Source organism: Enterobacter sp. ECC_219_Taxon_10, assembly GCF_058354905.1.
This window is the reverse complement of the sequence record NZ_CM178005.1, coordinates 3,249,409-3,266,268: the sequence shown is the minus strand read 5'-3', so window position 1 is coordinate 3,266,268 and position 16,860 is coordinate 3,249,409. Positions and strand designations below refer to the sequence as shown.

General features: G+C 55.3%; 15 protein-coding genes and 1 riboswitch. Of the genes, 7 read left to right on the top strand and 8 right to left on the bottom strand.

Annotated elements, in window-relative coordinates; genetic code table 11:
* Nucleotides 1-14: 14 nt before the first annotated feature.
* Nucleotides 15-1,391 carry a diaminobutyrate--2-oxoglutarate transaminase gene (locus tag AC4ICF_RS15550; protein ID WP_014884533.1) on the bottom strand — a complete coding sequence of 459 codons (1,377 nt, stop codon included), beginning with the start codon at nucleotides 1,389-1,391 and terminating at the stop codon, nucleotides 15-17.
* Nucleotides 1,392-1,735: 344 nt separating this feature from the next.
* A complete protein-coding gene (locus AC4ICF_RS15545) occupies nucleotides 1,736-2,743 on the bottom strand; it encodes a LacI family DNA-binding transcriptional regulator (RefSeq protein ID WP_116338745.1) in 1,008 nt (335 codons plus the stop codon).
* Nucleotides 2,744-2,981: 238 nt separating this feature from the next.
* Between AC4ICF_RS15545 and AC4ICF_RS15540 the strand changes: the two genes are divergently transcribed.
* On the top strand, nucleotides 2,982-4,223 hold the full coding sequence (locus tag AC4ICF_RS15540; RefSeq protein ID WP_163330221.1) for an MFS transporter: 1,242 nt from the start codon (nucleotides 2,982-2,984) through the stop codon (nucleotides 4,221-4,223).
* A gap of 16 nt (nucleotides 4,224-4,239) precedes the next feature.
* Entirely contained in the window at nucleotides 4,240-5,673 is a 1,434-nt protein-coding gene (locus AC4ICF_RS15535) for a glycoside hydrolase family 32 protein (protein WP_316379392.1), read from the top strand.
* A gap of 67 nt (nucleotides 5,674-5,740) precedes the next feature.
* Here AC4ICF_RS15535 and AC4ICF_RS15530 read toward each other — a convergent pair whose 3' ends face one another.
* Nucleotides 5,741-6,211, bottom strand: coding sequence for a hypothetical protein (locus AC4ICF_RS15530; RefSeq protein WP_192983092.1), 471 nt, complete (start codon nucleotides 6,209-6,211; stop codon nucleotides 5,741-5,743).
* Nucleotides 6,212-6,360: 149 nt separating this feature from the next.
* Nucleotides 6,361-7,449: a YadA C-terminal domain-containing protein gene (locus tag AC4ICF_RS15525; RefSeq protein WP_439209946.1), complete on the bottom strand. Its 1,089-nt coding sequence runs from the start codon at nucleotides 7,447-7,449 to the stop codon at nucleotides 6,361-6,363.
* A gap of 645 nt (nucleotides 7,450-8,094) precedes the next feature.
* Nucleotides 8,095-8,191: riboswitch (TPP riboswitch) on the top strand.
* Between the two features lie 35 nt (nucleotides 8,192-8,226).
* On the opposite strand from AC4ICF_RS15525, the gene thiM reads away from it, so the two are divergent.
* From thiM to AC4ICF_RS15510, 3 genes are read left to right on the top strand one after another with little or no spacing between them, the layout of a single operon-like run.
* Nucleotides 8,227-8,997, top strand: coding sequence for a hydroxyethylthiazole kinase (gene thiM / locus AC4ICF_RS15520; protein ID WP_316379398.1), 771 nt, complete (start codon nucleotides 8,227-8,229; stop codon nucleotides 8,995-8,997).
* Nucleotides 8,994-9,794, top strand: coding sequence for a bifunctional hydroxymethylpyrimidine kinase/phosphomethylpyrimidine kinase (thiD, locus tag AC4ICF_RS15515; RefSeq protein WP_163330216.1), 801 nt, complete (start codon nucleotides 8,994-8,996; stop codon nucleotides 9,792-9,794). The genes thiM and thiD overlap by 4 nt, the downstream gene beginning before the upstream one ends.
* Before the next feature lie 42 nt (nucleotides 9,795-9,836).
* Complete coding sequence (locus AC4ICF_RS15510) at nucleotides 9,837-10,583, top strand: GntR family transcriptional regulator (RefSeq protein WP_302217788.1); 747 nt, start codon at nucleotides 9,837-9,839, stop codon at nucleotides 10,581-10,583.
* On the opposite strand, the gene AC4ICF_RS15505 is transcribed toward AC4ICF_RS15510, so the two are convergent.
* Genes AC4ICF_RS15505 through AC4ICF_RS15495 form a run of 3 tightly spaced genes read right to left on the bottom strand, consistent with a single transcriptional unit; the run spans nucleotide 10,557 to nucleotide 13,785 of the window.
* Nucleotides 10,557-11,510, bottom strand: coding sequence for a PfkB family carbohydrate kinase (locus AC4ICF_RS15505; protein WP_116338755.1), 954 nt, complete (start codon nucleotides 11,508-11,510; stop codon nucleotides 10,557-10,559). The two genes, AC4ICF_RS15510 and AC4ICF_RS15505, sit on opposite strands and share 27 nt — an antisense overlap.
* Nucleotides 11,507-12,511, bottom strand: a complete 1,005-nt coding sequence (locus tag AC4ICF_RS15500) for an ADP-ribosylglycohydrolase family protein (RefSeq protein ID WP_439209945.1) — start codon at nucleotides 12,509-12,511, stop codon at nucleotides 11,507-11,509. The genes AC4ICF_RS15505 and AC4ICF_RS15500 overlap by 4 nt, the downstream gene beginning before the upstream one ends.
* The gene (locus AC4ICF_RS15495; protein ID WP_163330212.1) at nucleotides 12,508-13,785 is read right to left on the bottom strand and encodes a nucleoside permease; all 1,278 of its coding nucleotides are present in this window, start codon (nucleotides 13,783-13,785) and stop codon (nucleotides 12,508-12,510) included. Before AC4ICF_RS15495 ends, AC4ICF_RS15500 begins: the two co-directional genes overlap by 4 nt.
* Nucleotides 13,786-14,035: 250 nt before the next feature.
* Here AC4ICF_RS15495 and fbaB point away from each other — a divergent pair, with 250 nt between their 5' ends.
* Nucleotides 14,036-15,088, top strand: coding sequence for a class I fructose-bisphosphate aldolase (fbaB, locus tag AC4ICF_RS15490; protein WP_008500869.1), 1,053 nt, complete (start codon nucleotides 14,036-14,038; stop codon nucleotides 15,086-15,088).
* A 92-nt stretch (nucleotides 15,089-15,180) separates the two neighbouring features.
* On the opposite strand, the gene yegS is transcribed toward fbaB, so the two are convergent.
* Nucleotides 15,181-16,080 carry a lipid kinase YegS gene (yegS, locus tag AC4ICF_RS15485; RefSeq protein ID WP_163330210.1) on the bottom strand — a complete coding sequence of 300 codons (900 nt, stop codon included), beginning with the start codon at nucleotides 16,078-16,080 and terminating at the stop codon, nucleotides 15,181-15,183.
* A 141-nt stretch (nucleotides 16,081-16,221) separates the two neighbouring features.
* On the opposite strand from yegS, the gene AC4ICF_RS15480 reads away from it, so the two are divergent.
* Entirely contained in the window at nucleotides 16,222-16,722 is a 501-nt protein-coding gene (locus AC4ICF_RS15480) for a 2-thiouracil desulfurase family protein (RefSeq protein ID WP_302217793.1), read from the top strand.
* The last annotated feature ends 138 nt before the right edge of the window (nucleotides 16,723-16,860 follow it).

The following is a 16,860-nucleotide window of genomic DNA, read 5'->3' as shown; positions in this document are numbered from 1 at the left end:
ATCAACTACTCCGGTTACGCCGGGCGAACGCCCGCAGCAAGCAGTGCCTGCTCGAATTTATCCAGGAAGATTTTCAGCTCTTCGTCGCTGATCAGCAAAGAAGGCAGCAGACGCAGAACGATACCGTTACGGCCGCCACGCTCCAGAATCAGACCGGCTTCGAAGCACTTCTTCTGGATCAGCGCAGACAGCTCGCCGTCGCCAGGGAAGCAGCCCATGTGGTCAGCGGCTTCGTGTGGCTTAACGATCTCGATACCGATCATCATGCCCAGACCGCGCACGTGACCGATGACCGGATAACGTTTCGCCATCTCTTTCAGCTGGCCTTTCAGCCATTCGCCCTGTGCAGCCACTTTGCCTGCGATGTTCTGGTCTTTCAGGATTTTCAGCGTCGTCAGACCGGTTGCCATCGCCAGCTGGTTGCCACGGAAGGTACCGGTGTGGTGACCTGGCGCCCATGCGTCGAACTGCTTTTTGATACCGAGCACGGCCAGCGGCAGACCGCCACCCACTGCTTTAGACATCACGATGATGTCTGGCTCGATGCCCGCGTGTTCGAAGGCGAAGAATTTACCGGTACGGGCAAAGCCTGCCTGAACTTCATCGAGGATCAGCAGAATGCCGTGTTCCTGAGTCACTTTACGGATGCGCTGCAGCCACTCAGCCGGAGCCGGGTTCACGCCGCCTTCACCCTGAACGGCTTCCAGAATCACCGCAGCAGGTTTACGCACGCCGCTTTCGACGTCGTTAATCAGGTTGTCGAAGTAGTAAGTCAGCGCTTTCACGCCCGCTTCACCACCGATACCCAGCGGGCAACGGTACTCGTGCGGGTAAGGCATGAACTGCACTTCTGGCATCATACCGTCAACCGCTTCTTTCGGTGACAGGTTGCCGGTCACGGACAGTGCGCCGTGGGTCATACCGTGGTAACCACCAGAGAAGCTGATGATACCGCTACGACCGGTTACTTTTTTCGCCAGCTTCAGCGCCGCTTCAACGGCGTCGGCACCGGATGGACCGGTGAACTGCAGGCAGTACTCTTTGCCCTGACCTGGCAGCAGAGAGAGCAGGTATTCAGAAAACGCGTCTTTCAGAGGCGTAGTCAGATCCAGAGTGTGTAACGGCAAGCCGCTGGTAATGACATTTTGGATGCTTTTCAGCACATCAGGATGGTTATGGCCAAGCGCAAGGGTCCCTGCGCCTGCTAAACAGTCAAGGTATTCTTTATTATCTGCATCGGTGATCCACACGCCTTCTGCTTTAGTGATGGCTAAAGGCAGTTTGCGCGGATAACTCCTGACGTTAGATTCAAACTCGGCCTGACGGGCCAGATAGGTTTCGTTGCTTTTGTGGGCATCTACGGTGTCAATACGGACTTTATCCGTCATCATATCACTCCTACAACCGCCGCTTCGCTATGAGCAACGATTGAATAAAAAGTTAAAAAACAGATGGGGGCCTGAAAAAAACGCCGCCAATATAGAGCCTTTTGCCACGGGGCTCAATGGTTAATTTGTTTACTGTTTTGTGACAGAAGGCACAGGCGAGGAAATATCCCCTTTTTCAAAAGGAGGATTGCACTTTATAACCAATAAAAACATTGTGTTACGTTGTATTTGTCTGGAGTGTAAAGGCATGGAAAAGAGTGTGACAAATCGTGCCATCGGCGGAGATAAAAAAGAGGATAGCCGCCTTTTTACCCCCTTATTTCTGCGTCGTCAGCGAAAAGCGGCGATCACACGGCATGCATAATGGAATCACGCTTTAAAAAAGGACTTTCAACGCGCGTCGTTTCCCGATGTTGTTCACCGTTAATAATGTGCAGAGCGCTCAGGCGACCAATTTCGTAGTGGGGCAACTGAACCGTTGAAAGAGGGGGCAAAAATAGCTCGCCAATGCCCACCATATTGTCATAGCCGAGAACCGCGACATCTTCAGGGATGCGAAGCCCTTGCGCCAGCAGCGTCTGGTATACCATAAACGCGATACGATCGTTACCGCAGATAACGGAGTCAAACCGGGGGATGCCATTCTGGATGCGCGCCAGCAATGCGGACGGAATATCACGATAATGCTCATCCCCGAGCGCCATATACTCATGTTCCAGACTGTCCGGGTCGATCCCGGCTTCACGGCAGGCGCGTTCCAGCCCCTGGCGGCGTCGGGTTGTGGCCAGATGACCCGCGGGTAAATGCAGGCAAAGAGGCCGTCTGTAGCCCTCCGCCAGTAACTTCCTGACGGCAGAGTACTGCCCCTGTTCATCATCCGGGATATAGCTGGCGACCTTTTCATCGACGCTTTCGCAGTTGGCCAGCACGCAGGGAAGGGTAAGCAGCTTGGCGGGAAGCGGAACCTGACGTAACCCCATCGTGGTGTAGATAATCCCGTCAGGCCGGTGGGAGAGGAGAAGGTCGACGATGGTATCCGGGTTGTCATCGGTAAACATATTCATCACGAAGCTGTTCCAGCCGTGCATTCGGGCCGTCTCTTCAATGGACAGCGTTATCTCCACCGAGAAAGGTGTCGTCACCGTATCAAGCGCCAGCACGCCGATGGTTTTAGGCGATGCATGCGCACCGCGTATTTTCTTGGCGGACAGATCGGGAACGTAGCTGGTCTGCTCGATAGCCAACTGAACGCGCGCCAGCGTTTCCGGTTTAAGGCGTTCCGGGCTGTTAAGCGCGCGGGAAACCGTCATCAGCGATACGTTAGCCAGCTTTGCGACATCCTTCAGGGAAGCCATTTTCTTACTCCGTTAATGCTCTGTGTTAGAGGGTATACAACTAAGTCGCTGATGTAAAAGGAAGGCTGATGCCCGGCTCAGGTCATGCTTACCTCAGTGATGAATATTTGATCGCGATCTCATTCCCTTAATGTTAACGTTAACTTTCGTGATTAACATCTTAAATCTTAACTAAACAGCATGAGAAAGAACTAATGTTAACGTTACCATCCAGGCATTCCTCCAACATGAGAATGCCATGATGAAAACGCATCACTCTCACAGCTACCCTTTACTAAGCGCATTACTGTTTTTCTTTTTTGTCACATGGTCATCTTCCGGCTCGTTGCTCTCGATATGGCTTCATCAGGAAGTGGGCTTAAAAGCGGGGGACACCGGCGTTATCTATGCTGTGCTTTCCGTCTCCGCGCTGTGTGCGCAAATTTGTTATGGATTTATTCAGGACAAGCTCGGTTTGCGAAAAAATCTGCTCTGGTTTCTGACCTGCCTGCTCATTCTTTCCGGCCCGGCCTTTTTGCTGTTTGGTTACCTGCTGCAGATTAACGTGTTACTCGGCAGCATTTTCGGCGGGATTTTCATCGGCCTGACGTTTAACGGCGGGATAGGTGTGCTGGAATCCTATACTGAACGCGTGGCCCGCCAGAGCCAGTTTGAGTTCGGCAAGGCGAGAATGTGGGGATCGCTTGGCTGGGCGGTGGCAACCTTTTTTGCGGGGCTCCTGTTTAACATCAATCCGAAGCTGAATTTCGCTGTCGCGAGCTGCGCCGGGCTGGTGTTTTTTGTTTTGCTGGCACGTCTCAGGGTCTCTTCTGCACCGCACGCCATGCAGGAAGCGGTGTCCGGTGGCAAGGTGACGCTGGAAGATGCATTGCGCCTGCTGACGCAGCCTCGTTTCTGGGCGCTGGTATTTTTCGTTATCGGCACCTGTATTTATGGCGTTTATGACCAGCAGTTCCCGGTCTATTTCTCCTCCCAGTTCCCGACGTTGCAGGAAGGGAATGCCATGTACGGCTATCTCAACTCCTTCCAGGTTTTCCTTGAGGCGGCGGGCATGTTTTGCGCCCCGTGGCTGGTGAACCGCCTCGGCGCGAAAAACGGCCTGATTTTCGCGGGAATGGTGATGGCAATGCGTATGGTGGCATCGGGTCTGGTTGAGGGGCCGGTGCTCATCTCCATTACCAAGCTGCTGCATGCGGTTGAACTGCCCGTATTGCTGGTTTCGGTATTTAAATACAACAGCCTGCATTTTGATAAGCGGCTCTCCTCCACCCTCTATCTGGTGGGCTTTGCCTGCACAAGCTCGGTGATTGCTTCTGTCCTGTCGCCGCTGGCAGGTTACAGCTATGAGAAATACGGCTTTGCCCAATCCTATCTCATTATGGGCCTGTTGGTTTTCAGCACCACGCTCATCTCTATTTTCCTGTTGCGCTCGGGTAAGTCCTCCTCTGACCCGCTCATGCCGCAACCCTCTACTATCTGACTAAAAGAGTAAACAAATGACGTATTCCATCGCCAAAGCTGAACAGGAATTGCAGGCCAGACAAGGCAGTCTTAACATGCGCTGGTATCCGCGTTACCACCTCGCCGCGCGTGCCGGCTGGATGAACGATCCGAATGGTCTGGTGTGGTTTGACGGCTGGTATCACGCCTTTTACCAGCATCATCCGTACTCAACCCAGTGGGGGCCGATGCACTGGGGCCATGCGCGCAGCAAGGATTTAGTTCACTGGGAACACCTTCCGGTGGCACTGGCACCGGAAGGGCCAGAAGACAAAGACGGCTGTTTTTCCGGGTCGGCGGTGGTGGATGGCGATACGCTGGCACTGATTTACACCGGACATAAATTCCACGGCGATCCTGATGATGAGGCTAATCTCTACCAGGTGCAGTGCCTGGCCACCAGCCGTGATGGCGTCCATTTTGCCCGGCAGGGAACGATCGTTGATACGCCGCCTGGCCTGCATCACTTCCGCGATCCGAAAGTGTGGCGCGAAGGGGAGTACTGGTACATGGTGGTTGGCGCACGGGAGGGTGATACGGGCCAGGTGCGCGTATACCGTTCTGCCGACCTGCGCGAGTGGCTGGATATGGGGGTGATTGCGGTAGCCGAAAAAGAGATGGGGTACATGTGGGAATGCCCGGACTTTTTCACCCTCAATGGTAAACGGGTGCTGATGTTTTCACCTCAGGGGCTGGCGGCAGACGGATTCAAAAATCGTAATCTCTTCCAGAGCGGCTACCTGCTTGGCGAGTGGCAGCCCGGTCAACCTTTCGTGCGTGAAGGAGAATTTGAGGAGATGGACCACGGGCATGATTTCTATGCACCACAAAGTTTCCTGACGCCCGACGGTCGTCGTATTGTTATCGCCTGGCTGGACATGTGGGAATCGCCCCTGCCGGAACAGCAGGATGGTTGGGCGGGCATGCTCTCTTTACCGCGTGAAATGACGCTTAGTGCAGATAATCGTCTGCAAATGCGGCCGGCCAGAGAAGTTGAAAGCCTGCGCGGGGCATGGTTCCCCTGGCCGGTAAGTACGCTTAACAATCAGCAGATCGCTCAGGTGGAAAGGTGCGACGCGATGGAGGTCATTCTGCAGTGGGATTGCGCCAACAGCAGCGCGGAGCAGTACGGCCTTCGCCTTGGCGACGGATTACGCGTCTACGTCGATGCGCAGGTGCAGCGTCTGGTGCTTGAACGCCATTATCCGGAGTATGGCTTGTGCGGTACCCGAAGCGTCGCGCTTAACCTGAACGAAGCGCTAAACCTGCGCCTGTTCTTTGACTGCTCGTCGGTGGAGGTGTTTGTCAACGAGGGGGAGGCGTGCCTGAGCAGCCGCATTTACCCTGGAGAAGGGGCACGCGAGTTGGCGTTGTTTGCCTGGACGGGGACGGCATCGCTCATTGAGGCCGGGGCGTGGCAACTGGAGTAAATGGGTTACGTCAGAAAAACCCAGTAATGTCAGCAAATAATAAAGGCGACTGATGTCGCCTTTAGTTTTATTTAATCTTTCTGGCGTAGCCCTGGAACTGTCCTTCTTTACTCACCGCTAATTTGCCCTTAGCAGGATAGTAAATAAAGGTGTATAACCCTTGCGAATAGACCTTTGCCTGAGGCTCGTTTTCATCCAGCGCGCCCAATACGCCGTCAACATCCAATATCTCTCCTTTAATGGTGATCTTCATCCCTTCCCATTTAAAGGCGTGAGTCGCTTTAGCTGCCTGAGCATGTTGTTTCGCGTCTTTCTTAGCCCAGAGACCCGTACCCGCAGCGGCATCACGCGCGTTCGCCCATGCTGCATTTTGTGCGGATTCATTGTAGGCATTCTGGCGGTTTTGCTCAGCCAGGTAGCAGGTATCTTTGCTGATCCCCTGGCGCTCGCAATCGGCCATGCGCTGAGCAGATGAAGTACACGCAGAAAGCAGGATGGCAGCACCAGCTATTAATACCGCCAGGAGTGACTTTTTCATTTCAAAAATACCTTAATACGATAGAAGGATGTTTAATAACCGCAAATATAATAAGCCTGATACATAATACCTAACCATGCGCCAACGATAATAAGCATCAGGTACAATATTACAGAGATAGCAATGTATTTTGTCATGCTGCTTATTTATTAAAAACCGATCCCTACGCCGACTGAAGCACCCATGTTATTTGCGGTATCATCAGAGAAGCTCACTTTACCAATCATATGTTCGTTAAAGTTAACAGACGCCCCAACCGCTAAAGCGCTTTCACCGTTGTACGTCGCACCGCCAGCCGAGAACATCACGCGCTGATTTGTTTGCACCTGTGGTAAACCGGCCATCGCCATCGCGCCGCTGATACCTGCGTTTGCTTCCTTCTTATTATTATCGACTTCCTCACGCAGCGATTTAAATTGCTGGTTAGTGTTGTTATTCAGTGCCTGTAATGTCTGTTTGGTCGCCTGCAGCTCCTGAGCCTCGGCCGTAACCGCCTGGCTATTAGTAGCGACTTTAGCCTGTGTTGCCGTGTCTACCTGCGTGCGTGTCACGGTGGTCATCACGCCATTTTTTCCATCTTTGCCGTCCTGACCGTCTTTACCATTCGCTCCGTCACGTCCGTTAATTCCGGCAACGCCCTGTGCACCTGTCGCGCCGGTATCGCCTTTATCACCCTTAGCGCCGTCTTTTCCATCAACGCCGTTAGTTGGTTTTGGCGCATTCTCAAGAGCTAACAGGCGGCCATCTTGTATACCGTTAGTAGCTTCAACAGTTGCAAGGCGGCTATCTTGCAAGTTGTTAATAGTTTCAATATTAGTAATTGCTGCTCCGTTAGTCAGCACGCCCTGTAACGCCGCATCACCTTTTTTATTAGCGGTGTCAGCAAGAGCGCCTGCTAATTTAGCTTCCTGATCGACACCAGAAACAGAAGTCTGAAGAGAGGAAATATCATTGGCGTTAGTGTTGATATTATTTTTACTTACGTTGATCTCGTCTTGCATGCGATCGCGATCGCCTTGTAAGTTATAGATTTGCCCGTCTTGCGTTACATTTTCAGCTTTCATGTTATCCAGATTATAAGCGGTATTATTAGTTCCGTGAATCTGGATAAAAGTACCTGAATTGAATACGTTATCGTAAAGGTTAACGTTTACATCAGCTGCTTGAGTTACATTCATAGAGCCAGTAAAAATAACACCAAATACAAAAGCAGCAACGGCATTTTTAACAACTTTCATTTGAAAAGCACTCATCATTTAAAAAGTCAAAATGGGTAAGGCTAGCTATCCTGGCGTGTTGATGTAACGTCTGGTTACGCCTGATTAAAAATAACGGGGTTACGTAGAATTTTGAATAAATCACTTAATTCGTAACGTGCAGCAACTATCAATTAATGCGAGCTTTTGGATATTGATCTAAATCATAAATGGCATGAATAGCTAAAGTGGATTTGTAAGGGGTGACGCAAAATATCTCAATGTTTACATTAACTTATAAGGCGTTCAGTCAAATGCGCGTTTCACGTTAAGCCCTTGATTGAGAGGCTAAATGTTTAGCGGGGTTAAACGGTTTGGAACTCACTTTTTATTTCATTCGAAATAAGTATTAATGATTAATGAAACATAAAATAGACTGACTGAAAGCGAAAAAAATTTATCCGGGTAAAGTTCTTTCTTAACCGCTAAAAAAGAGGGGTGTTTTTTGGATGTAATGAAAATGTTATAGAAAATGGTGTTGATTCAAAGGAGTGGCATGATAGCCCTGTAATTATCGCTGCTAGCCTTCTCTTTCCCTCTTCCTCTGGGTGAAGAAGAGATCCCCGACAGGACGCTTGCGTCAGCAAGTAACTTCCCCTAATCTGGCAAAAAGTAAGTCAATTCTTACCAAATGACTCGGGGTGCCCTTCTTTGTGAAGGCTGAGAAATACCCGTATTACCTGATCTGGATAATGCCAGCGTAGGGAAGTCAGATGCCTTCCCGGTCATCGCTTCTTCACGCAAGGCAGGAGCGAACCCATGCAGCCTGACCTGCTCGATTTACACGTTTTACACCACTTCCGCACCCGTTGTCCGCTTACCCATTGTATGACCAACGATGTCGTACAGACCTTTACGGCCAACGTTTTGCTGGCACTTGGCGCATCCCCTGCAATGGTGGTTGAGGCCGAAGAGGCTGAACAGTTCGCCGCCGTCGCTGACGCGCTGCTGGTTAACGTCGGGACGCTGACTGCGCCGCGCGCGCAGGCGATGCGTCGGGCAATAGAAAGCGCCGTAGCGGCAGGCAAGCCCTGGACGCTGGATCCGGTTGCCGTGGGCGCCCTGACGTTCCGCACCCGTTTTTGCCATCAAATCCTTGCCCTGCAACCGGCCGCCATTCGCGGCAACGCTTCAGAAATCCTGGCTCTGGCGGGAATGAGCGCGGGCGGGCGCGGCGTCGATACAACCGACACCGCGGCCAGCGCGCTACCTGCCGCTCAGGCGCTGGCCCGGCAAACCAATGCCATCATAGTGGTCACCGGTGAGGTGGATTACATCACTGATGGGCAACGCACCCGCACGGTTACGGGAGGTGATCCGCTGATGACCCGCGTGGTGGGAACCGGATGCGCGCTTTCTGCCGTCGTAGCGGCCAGCTGTTCGCTGCCGGGGGACAGGCTGGATAACGTTGCCGCCGCCTGCGGATGGATGAAGCGAGCCGGAACGGCAGCCGTTACGCGCTCGCGCGGGCCAGGCAGTTTTGCCGCCGCGTTCCTGGATGAACTTTACACACTGGAGGAGCAGGCATGAAGCGGATTAACGCCCTGACCATAGCCGGCACCGATCCCAGCGGCGGCGCGGGCATCCAGGCCGATCTGAAAACCTTCTCGGCCCTTGGCGCGTACGGCTGCTCAGTGATTACCGCGCTGGTGGCACAAAACACGCGCGGCGTGCAGTCGGTCTACCGCATCGAGCCGGATTTTGTTGCCGCGCAGCTGGATTCGGTGTTCAGCGATGTGCGTATTGATACCACCAAGATCGGCATGCTGGCCGAAACGGACATTGTGGAAGCGGTGGCCGAACGGCTTAAACGCTATCAGGTGCAAAATGTGGTGCTGGATACCGTCATGCTGGCAAAAAGCGGCGATCCGCTGCTCTCCGCCTCCGCCGTCGAGACGCTGCGCAATAAGCTGCTGCCGCAGGTAGCGCTCATCACGCCCAATCTTCCGGAAGCCGCCGCGCTGCTGGGCGCGCCGCACGCGCAAACTGAACGGGAAATGAAAGAGCAGGGCAATGCGCTGCTGGCGATGGGCTGCGGGGCGGTGCTGATGAAGGGCGGGCATCTGGATGATGCTGAAAGCCCGGACTGGCTTTTTACCCGTGACGGCGAATTGCGGTTTACCGCCCCGCGCGTGCAGACCAAAAACACCCACGGCACGGGGTGCACCCTCTCAGCCGCGCTGGCGGCGCTGCGCCCGCGGCATGACGGCTGGGCCGATACGGTACGCGAAGCGAAAACCTGGCTTTCGGCGGCGCTGGCAAAAGCCGATACTCTGGAAGTCGGTCACGGTATTGGGCCGGTTCATCATTTTCATGCGTGGTGGTAACCCAGTATACTGGCAGGAAACACCACGCCTGAGAAAACAGAGATGGAACAAGCGCATACCCGGTTAATCGCTCAACTGACTGAACGGATCGCCGCGCCTGACAACACGCCGCTTTACCTGAAATTTGCCGAAACGGTAAAAAACGCGGTGCGCAGCGGGGTGCTGGAGCACGGGAACATTTTGCCCGGCGAGCGCGATCTGAGCCAGTTAACCGGCGTGTCGCGGATCACCGTGCGCAAAGCGATGCAGGCGCTGGAAGCCGAGGGGGTTGTGACGCGTGCCCGGGGTTACGGCACGCAAATTAACAACATCTTCGAATACTCGCTCAAGGAAGCGCGCGGTTTCTCTCAGCAGGTGGTGCTGCGCGGCAAAACGCCAAACACGCTGTGGGTCAATAAACGCGTGGTGAAATGCCCGGAAGAGGTGGCGGGCCACCTGTCGCTGGAGCCGAACAGCGACGTCTTTTTGCTGAAGCGCATTCGCTATGTGGATGACGATGCGGTGTCGATTGAAGAGTCCTGGGTACCGGTCGGGCTCATTCCCGATCCGGATGCGATAGGGATTTCGCTGTACGACTACTTCCGCAGTCAGAATATCTTCCCGCAGCGCACCCGTTCTCGGGTCAGCGCCCGCATGCCGGACAGCGAGTTTCAGGCGCACATTAAGATGGACGAAAAAATACCGGTGCTGGTGATCAAGCAGGTTGCGCTTGACCAGCAGCACCGGCCGATTGAGTACAGCATCAGCTACTGTCGCAGCGATCTATACGTCTTTGTGTGCGAGGAGTAACTCCTCACGCGTGGGCGCGCAATCCCCGCCGCGGTGGCTGACCACCCAGGACGCCACGGCATTCCCCAGCAGAACGGCGTCTGCCAGTGACCATCCCGCCGCCAGCCCGGCAAGCGTGCCGCCCGCGTGGCTGTCGCCTGCACCAATGGTGTCCACCACCGTGGCGGGAAACGCCGGAACAACGCCCGATACGGCACCGTCATACCATGTAGCACCGTCTTTATCGTGGCGCACAATCAGCGCGGCGCCGAAGCGCTGCTGCCACACCTCACCCAGGTGTTCAGCCTCCACACCCAGCCTTTCAGCAGCGAGCTCCGCTTCCTGACGATTAAGCGACACGATCGGTTTACAGGCCATAATCCGCGTCATCAGAGCGTCGGGAATATCCGCGATGCGCGGGCCGAAATCGATAAGCGCCGTCACGTCCTGCAGCCCTTCCAGCCAGCCCGTCAGTAGCTCGCCGCACGGCGAGGCCAACTGGTAGCCGGAGAGATAAACCAGACTGTTTTGCGGAACGTTTAGCTCGTCAAGCCAGCGCTGCTGCCACTGGTTCTCGACGCCGCTAAAGGACATAAAGGTGCGCTCGCCGTCAGGCTCCACCAGCGCCAGACACCAGCCGTTGTCGCCGGTTTCAGCCTCCACGGCGCTGCGCAGATCCTGCTTCGCCATCGCGTTGCGGATAATATCCGCCCACACGCCGTGGCCGACGGGAAGGGCGTTTTGCGCCACAATGCCGAGCCGTTTCAGGGCGATGGCGATATTCAGCGCGCAGCCGCCAATATTTACCCCCTGCTGTTTAAGCTCGATATCACACCCGCGCCAGGGCAGGGCGTAGGCGTCGGCGATGACGTCAATTACCGCCGCGCCCAGCACCGTCACCGGGCGGGTGGCGTGCAGGGTGTCGAGACGTTGGGCAAATGAATTCATACGCCCTCCCTTTGCTCCCTGAAGTGCATCAGCTTCTCGCTATAGTGGCCAAAATCGAGCTGGTTAACGGCGTCGAGCTCGGCCTTCAGCGCAGGGTCAATCGCCTGAACGCCGTGGAGCGCGCCGCAGATGGCTGTCGCCATCGCGCCGATGGTGTCGGTATCTCCGCCCAGATTGGCGCATAAAATCGCGCAGCGGTTCGGGTCGGTTCCCGCCAGTTCCACCATCGCAATGGCCGCCGGAACGGACTCGATGGTGCTGGTTCCTGCGCCAGTGAGCTGATAAATCTGCTCGCTGGCGGAGTCGATCCCGTTCGCTTCCCGTACGGTCTTAAGCGCCAGCTCAATGCGCGCCGCCAGCGACGCGCTGAAGGTGGTGGTTTTCACCTCCTGCGCATAGCGGGCGATCCCCGGCAGCGCATCGACGATGTTCTGCCAGCGCTCTCCGTCGATGGCGCGGGAAACCGCCCAGGCAATCACCACCGCACCGGCGATGGCAAGATCCGATTTATGCGTTGGGCTGGAGGCCAGCGCCACCTGCCCCACAAAGTGTTCCAGCCGCGTCGCCGGGAGAAGGCAGCCCAGCGGGGAGGCGCGCATCGCCGCCCCGTTAGTCACGCCGTTGTTGTCCAGCTCGCTGACCGGCTTACCGTCCCGGATCGCGTTAAGCGCGATTTTCGAGGTCGGGCCAAGCACGTTCTTATTAAACGCGTCGAAGTCGAGCGCCCAGTTCAGGATATGCTTGCCGATAACGTCCGCGTTAATCTCGCCGTCGCACTCGATGATCGCATCCGCCAGGCACAGCGCCATCGAGGTATCGTCGGTGAACTCTGCCTGCCTGAAATAGCAGGCCGCGTTATTCTCTGCCGGGCCGGGTAAAAAGCGGTCGATCCAGCCGAAGTGCGCTTTGACGCGCTTTCTCGGCCACAGCTCCGACGGCATGCCCATCGCATCCCCTAACGCCTGCCCGTAAAGGGCCCCGAGAATACGGTCTTGTTTCATTTAACTTCCCCTTGTGTCAGCGCGGTATCGCCATCAACCACCTCAATTGCGGTGATCTCTTTATCCGATTCGCGGAAAAACAGCATAAACAGCACGGCAATCACGGCAATCATGATTGCACCAAATGTCCACATTCCGGCCCAGTTGAAGGTCAGCCCATTCACCGGCTCTTTGTAGGCGAACATTTTTTCCATCATTACGCCGCCCAGGCGGTATCCCAGCAGGCTACCAAAGCCCTGGCAGCACAGCGTAATCAGGCCCTGCGCGGCGGTTCGCATATGCGCCGGCGCCTTTTTGTCCACGTAGATATACGCGGTGACGTAATAGAAGTCGTAGCTCACGCCGTGCAGCAGAATACCGAGGAACAGCAGGGCGTAGGTGAAGTACTGCTCCGCACCGCCGTAGACGAAGAACCCGTAGCGGATGGCGGCGGTAATCAGGCCCAGCAGTAAGACCTTCTTAATACCAAAGCGTTTGGTGAAAAACGGCAGGGCGAGCATAAAGAAGATTTCGGAGAACTGGCCGAGCGTCATCCAGCCGGTGGCGTTTTTCATGCCCACTTCGGTGAGATAGCCGTTGGCGAAGATGTAGTAGAAAGCCAGCGGCATGGCGAACAGGAACGAGCAGAAGAAGAACACCAGGAAGTTTTTGTCGCGCAGCAGGATCAGCGCATCCAGCCCCAGCATGACTTTGAAATCCAGCTTGCCGGTACTTTTCGGCGGTGTGTTCGGCAGGAACAGGGCAAAGACGCCGAGCAGGGCGGAGCTGGCCGCCGTCATCAGCAGCGGGATATTGGTGTCGGAAATATCGTTGTAGCCCAGCATTTGCGGCAGAAACCCGCACGCCAGCCCCGAGGCGATCCAGCCGATGGTGCCCATCACGCGGATGCGCGGGAAGTCGGCCTCAACGTCATCCACGTTCGCGAAGGCGATACTGTTGGTCAGCGCGATGGTCGGCATATAGGTCAGGGAGTAAACCAGCAGCAGCGGGAAGAAGGTGCTGAACTGGGTTTGCTGCGCGGCGAAGTACATCAGGATCGCGCCGGCAAACATCAGCACCGACAGCACCTTCTGCGCGGCGAAGAAGCGGTCCGTCAGCGAGCCGACCAGGATCGGGGAGAGGATCGCGGCAATCGCGGTACAGGCGTAAGACCAGCCGATTTCCCCGGCGGTAAACCCGCTTTTGCTCAGCCAAAGCCACAATGGCACAAACCACGCGCCCCAGATAAACCATTCAACAAACATCATGAATGACAGTTGGACTTTCGTTTTCATTTTTTAATCCTGCATGTCAGAGAGGGTACGCCTTTAACATACCACTCAATAATACCTTTTAAATACCTTTGTGGCGATTGTTTGATCAATGTAACAGTTTTGTTGGACACGAATCGAGCCAGCAGATTGTGCTGAAAAAAAATGCAAATGGTGGAAAATCTGTTAAGTCGGTACCAGGCTTAGTCTGCCCATAAAAAATGGGACTGGATAAACACACACCGACACGACGTCGGACTTACGGGAGTATCACATGACTGATATTGCGCAGTTGCTTGGCAAAGACGCCGACAGCCTTTTACAGCATCGTTGTATGACCATTCCAGCCGACCAGCTTTACCTGCCTGGTCACGACTACGTTGATCGCGTGATGGTTGATAACAACCGTCCGCCTGCGGTTCTGAGAAACATGCAGACGCTCTATAACACCGGGCGGCTCGGCGGCACCGGCTATCTCTCTATTCTGCCGGTGGACCAGGGCGTCGAGCATTCGGCGGGGGCCTCCTTTGCGGCGAACCCGCTCTACTTCGATCCAAAGAACATTGTTGAGCTGGCGATTGAAGCGGGCTGTAACTGCGTGGCGTCCACCTACGGCGTGCTGGCTTCAGTGTCGCGTCGCTATGCCCACCGTATTCCGTTCCTCGTGAAGTTGAACCATAACGAAACCCTCAGCTACCCCACCGAATATGATCAGACCCTCTACGCCAGCGTCGAGCAGGCGTTCAACATGGGGGCGGTGGCCGTTGGGGCGACGATTTACTTCGGCTCTGAACAGTCCCGCCGCCAGATTGAAGAGATCTCCGCAGCGTTTGAGCGCGCGCACGAGCTGGGCATGGTCACCGTGCTGTGGGCCTATCTGCGTAACTCGGCGTTTAAAAAAGACGGGGTGGATTACCACGTATCGGCCGACCTGACCGGGCAGGCGAACCACCTGGCGGCGACCATCGGCGCAGATATCGTGAAGCAGAAAATGGCCGAGAACAACGGCGGCTATAAGGCGGTGAACTTTGGCTACACCGACGATCGCGTTTACAGCAAGCTGACCAGCGATAACCCGATCGACCTGGTCCGCTACCAGCTGGCGAACTGCTACATGGGTCGCGCTGGGCTGATCAACTCCGGCGGTGCGGCGGGCGGTGATACCGACCTGTCAGACGCGGTGCGTACGGCGGTGATCAACAAACGCGCGGGCGGCATGGGGCTGATCCTTGGCCGTAAGGCGTTTAAGAAATCGATGGCCGACGGCGTGAAGCTGATCAATGCGGTTCAGGACGTCTATCTGGATAGCAAAGTCACGATTGCCTGACGCTTCCATCTCCCTCTCCCTCTCCCTCTCCCTCTCCCTCTCCCTGTGGGAGAGGGTTGGGGTGAGGGCATCATCGCGCACCGTGTAAAACATCAGCGCAAAAGCACGCAGTCCGGCGGCAGCCGGCACTGCAGCGCGCCGGGTAGCACCTCAATGCGGAACTGCGTCCCGCTCAGCGGCTCTCCGTCGAGGTTAAAGGTCATCCCGTGCGGAGCATTCACCTCAAACCACGCCGATTTCCCGGCGATGATATTCGGGCTCTCTTCCGGCTGCGTCAGCGTGGTAAACAGCGCGGGCAGCAGGCCGTCGCCGGTGAAAATACGCAGCTGTAGTTGACCGTCATTGATTAGCGCCTCCGGACAGAGCTGCTGCCCGCCGCCTGCCTGGCGGCCATTGCCAATCCCAATCACCAGCGCGTCACCCTGCCACTGAAAATCCTCGCCGCGAATTTCGCAGCGGTCCGGCTTAAGGGTGTCCATGCGCATCAGGCCGTGGATCAGGTATGATACGCCGCCCAGCGCCGCCTTCAGTTTTTCCGGCGTTTCGCTGGTGATGCGCGTGCCGAACCCGCCGGTCGCCATATTGATAAAGCAGGTTTTATCATTCACTTGGGCGATATCCACGGCGGTGGCTTTGCCGAGGATCGCCAGCTGGAGCGCCTTTTCTAAATCCTCCGGGATCCCGGCGCTGGTGGCAAAATCATTGGCAGTGCCAAGGGGTAAAATGCCCATCACCGGGCGGTCTGCCGGGGGCAGGCCAATAAGTGCAGAGGCGATCTCATTGATGGTGCCGTCGCCGCCGCCGGAAATAATGGTGCTGACGCCTAACGCTAAGCCTTCGTCGATGTAGCGTGCCGCGTCGCCTTTTTCCCACGTCACTCTGACGTGGATACGCGCGCCTTCGTCACGCAGGCCAATAATCGCCTGACGCAACAGATCGTTGCCCGCACTTTTGCCATTGAGAATCAATAAACTGTCTGGATAGGTTGCCATCCGCGCTGCTCCCTTTTTTAGCGTTAGTAAGAGTGTATAGCAGAGAGGAAAAAAGCGGGTAAGAACAGGATGAAAGGAACAAAACAGGCACAAAAGCGCGTTACACTTCAGCGATGAGATTAATGTAATCACAGGAAAGTGATGATGAATAAAATTTTGGTAAGCGCTTGCCTGATGGGCTTGAGGGTCCGTTATAACGGAAGTGAAAAAGCGCGAATGAATGAGCAACTCGCTCGCTGGCACCAGGAACAACGTCTGGTTATCCACTGCCCTGAACTTGCGGCCGGGCTGCCTGTACCTCGTCCTCCGGCAGAGATTATGTCCGCTGATGGCAAAGACGTGATGCACGGACAAGCCAGAATTATTGAAAATACAGGGCAGGATGTGACTGAACATTATCAGCTTGCAGCCTGGCTCGCGCTACGCGCTGCTCAGGCGTCGGGTTGTAGCGCTGCATTGTTAACCGATGGCAGCCCAACGTGCGGCAGTGAGTTTATTTATGACGGTTCTTTTCGCGGTATACAGAAAGCGGGGAGGGGGGTTGCGGCATCGTTGCTTGCAGAGCATGGGATCGCCGTGTTCTCAGAGAAGCAAATCGACGAACTTATTGCCTGGGTTGAGGAAAGAGAAGGCAAAAAATAAGCCCGCGTAAGGGAGATTACGCAGGCTAAGGAGGTGGTTCCTGGTACAGCTAGCATTTATGGGTTATGTTTTTCAGCGGGGGGATAATACCCGTATTGAACGAAGCGGTATGTGATCCGATTCTAAGAATTATCCCAG

Bases quoted from the DNA above. Each gene is read 5' to 3' on its own strand.
- AC4ICF_RS15495 (WP_163330212.1), bottom strand. From the start codon at position 13,785: ATGAAAACGAAAGTCCAACTGTCATTCATGATGTTTGTTGAATGGTTT.
- fbaB (WP_008500869.1), top strand. From the start codon at position 14,036: ATGACTGATATTGCGCAGTTGCTTGGCAAAGACGCCGACAGCCTTTTA.
- AC4ICF_RS15540 (WP_163330221.1), top strand. From the start codon at position 2,982: ATGATGAAAACGCATCACTCTCACAGCTACCCTTTACTAAGCGCATTA.
- AC4ICF_RS15530 (WP_192983092.1), bottom strand. From the start codon at position 6,211: ATGAAAAAGTCACTCCTGGCGGTATTAATAGCTGGTGCTGCCATCCTG.
- AC4ICF_RS15510 (WP_302217788.1), top strand. From the start codon at position 9,837: ATGGAACAAGCGCATACCCGGTTAATCGCTCAACTGACTGAACGGATC.
- AC4ICF_RS15550 (WP_014884533.1), bottom strand. From the start codon at position 1,391: ATGATGACGGATAAAGTCCGTATTGACACCGTAGATGCCCACAAAAGC.
- AC4ICF_RS15500 (WP_439209945.1), bottom strand. From the start codon at position 12,511: ATGAAACAAGACCGTATTCTCGGGGCCCTTTACGGGCAGGCGTTAGGG.
- AC4ICF_RS15505 (WP_116338755.1), bottom strand. From the start codon at position 11,510: ATGAATTCATTTGCCCAACGTCTCGACACCCTGCACGCCACCCGCCCG.
- AC4ICF_RS15525 (WP_439209946.1), bottom strand. From the start codon at position 7,449: ATGAAAGTTGTTAAAAATGCCGTTGCTGCTTTTGTATTTGGTGTTATT.
- thiD (WP_163330216.1), top strand. From the start codon at position 8,994: ATGAAGCGGATTAACGCCCTGACCATAGCCGGCACCGATCCCAGCGGC.
- yegS (WP_163330210.1), bottom strand. From the start codon at position 16,080: ATGGCAACCTATCCAGACAGTTTATTGATTCTCAATGGCAAAAGTGCG.
- thiM (WP_316379398.1), top strand. From the start codon at position 8,227: ATGCAGCCTGACCTGCTCGATTTACACGTTTTACACCACTTCCGCACC.
- AC4ICF_RS15480 (WP_302217793.1), top strand. From the start codon at position 16,222: ATGATGAATAAAATTTTGGTAAGCGCTTGCCTGATGGGCTTGAGGGTC.
- AC4ICF_RS15545 (WP_116338745.1), bottom strand. From the start codon at position 2,743: ATGGCTTCCCTGAAGGATGTCGCAAAGCTGGCTAACGTATCGCTGATG.
- AC4ICF_RS15535 (WP_316379392.1), top strand. From the start codon at position 4,240: ATGACGTATTCCATCGCCAAAGCTGAACAGGAATTGCAGGCCAGACAA.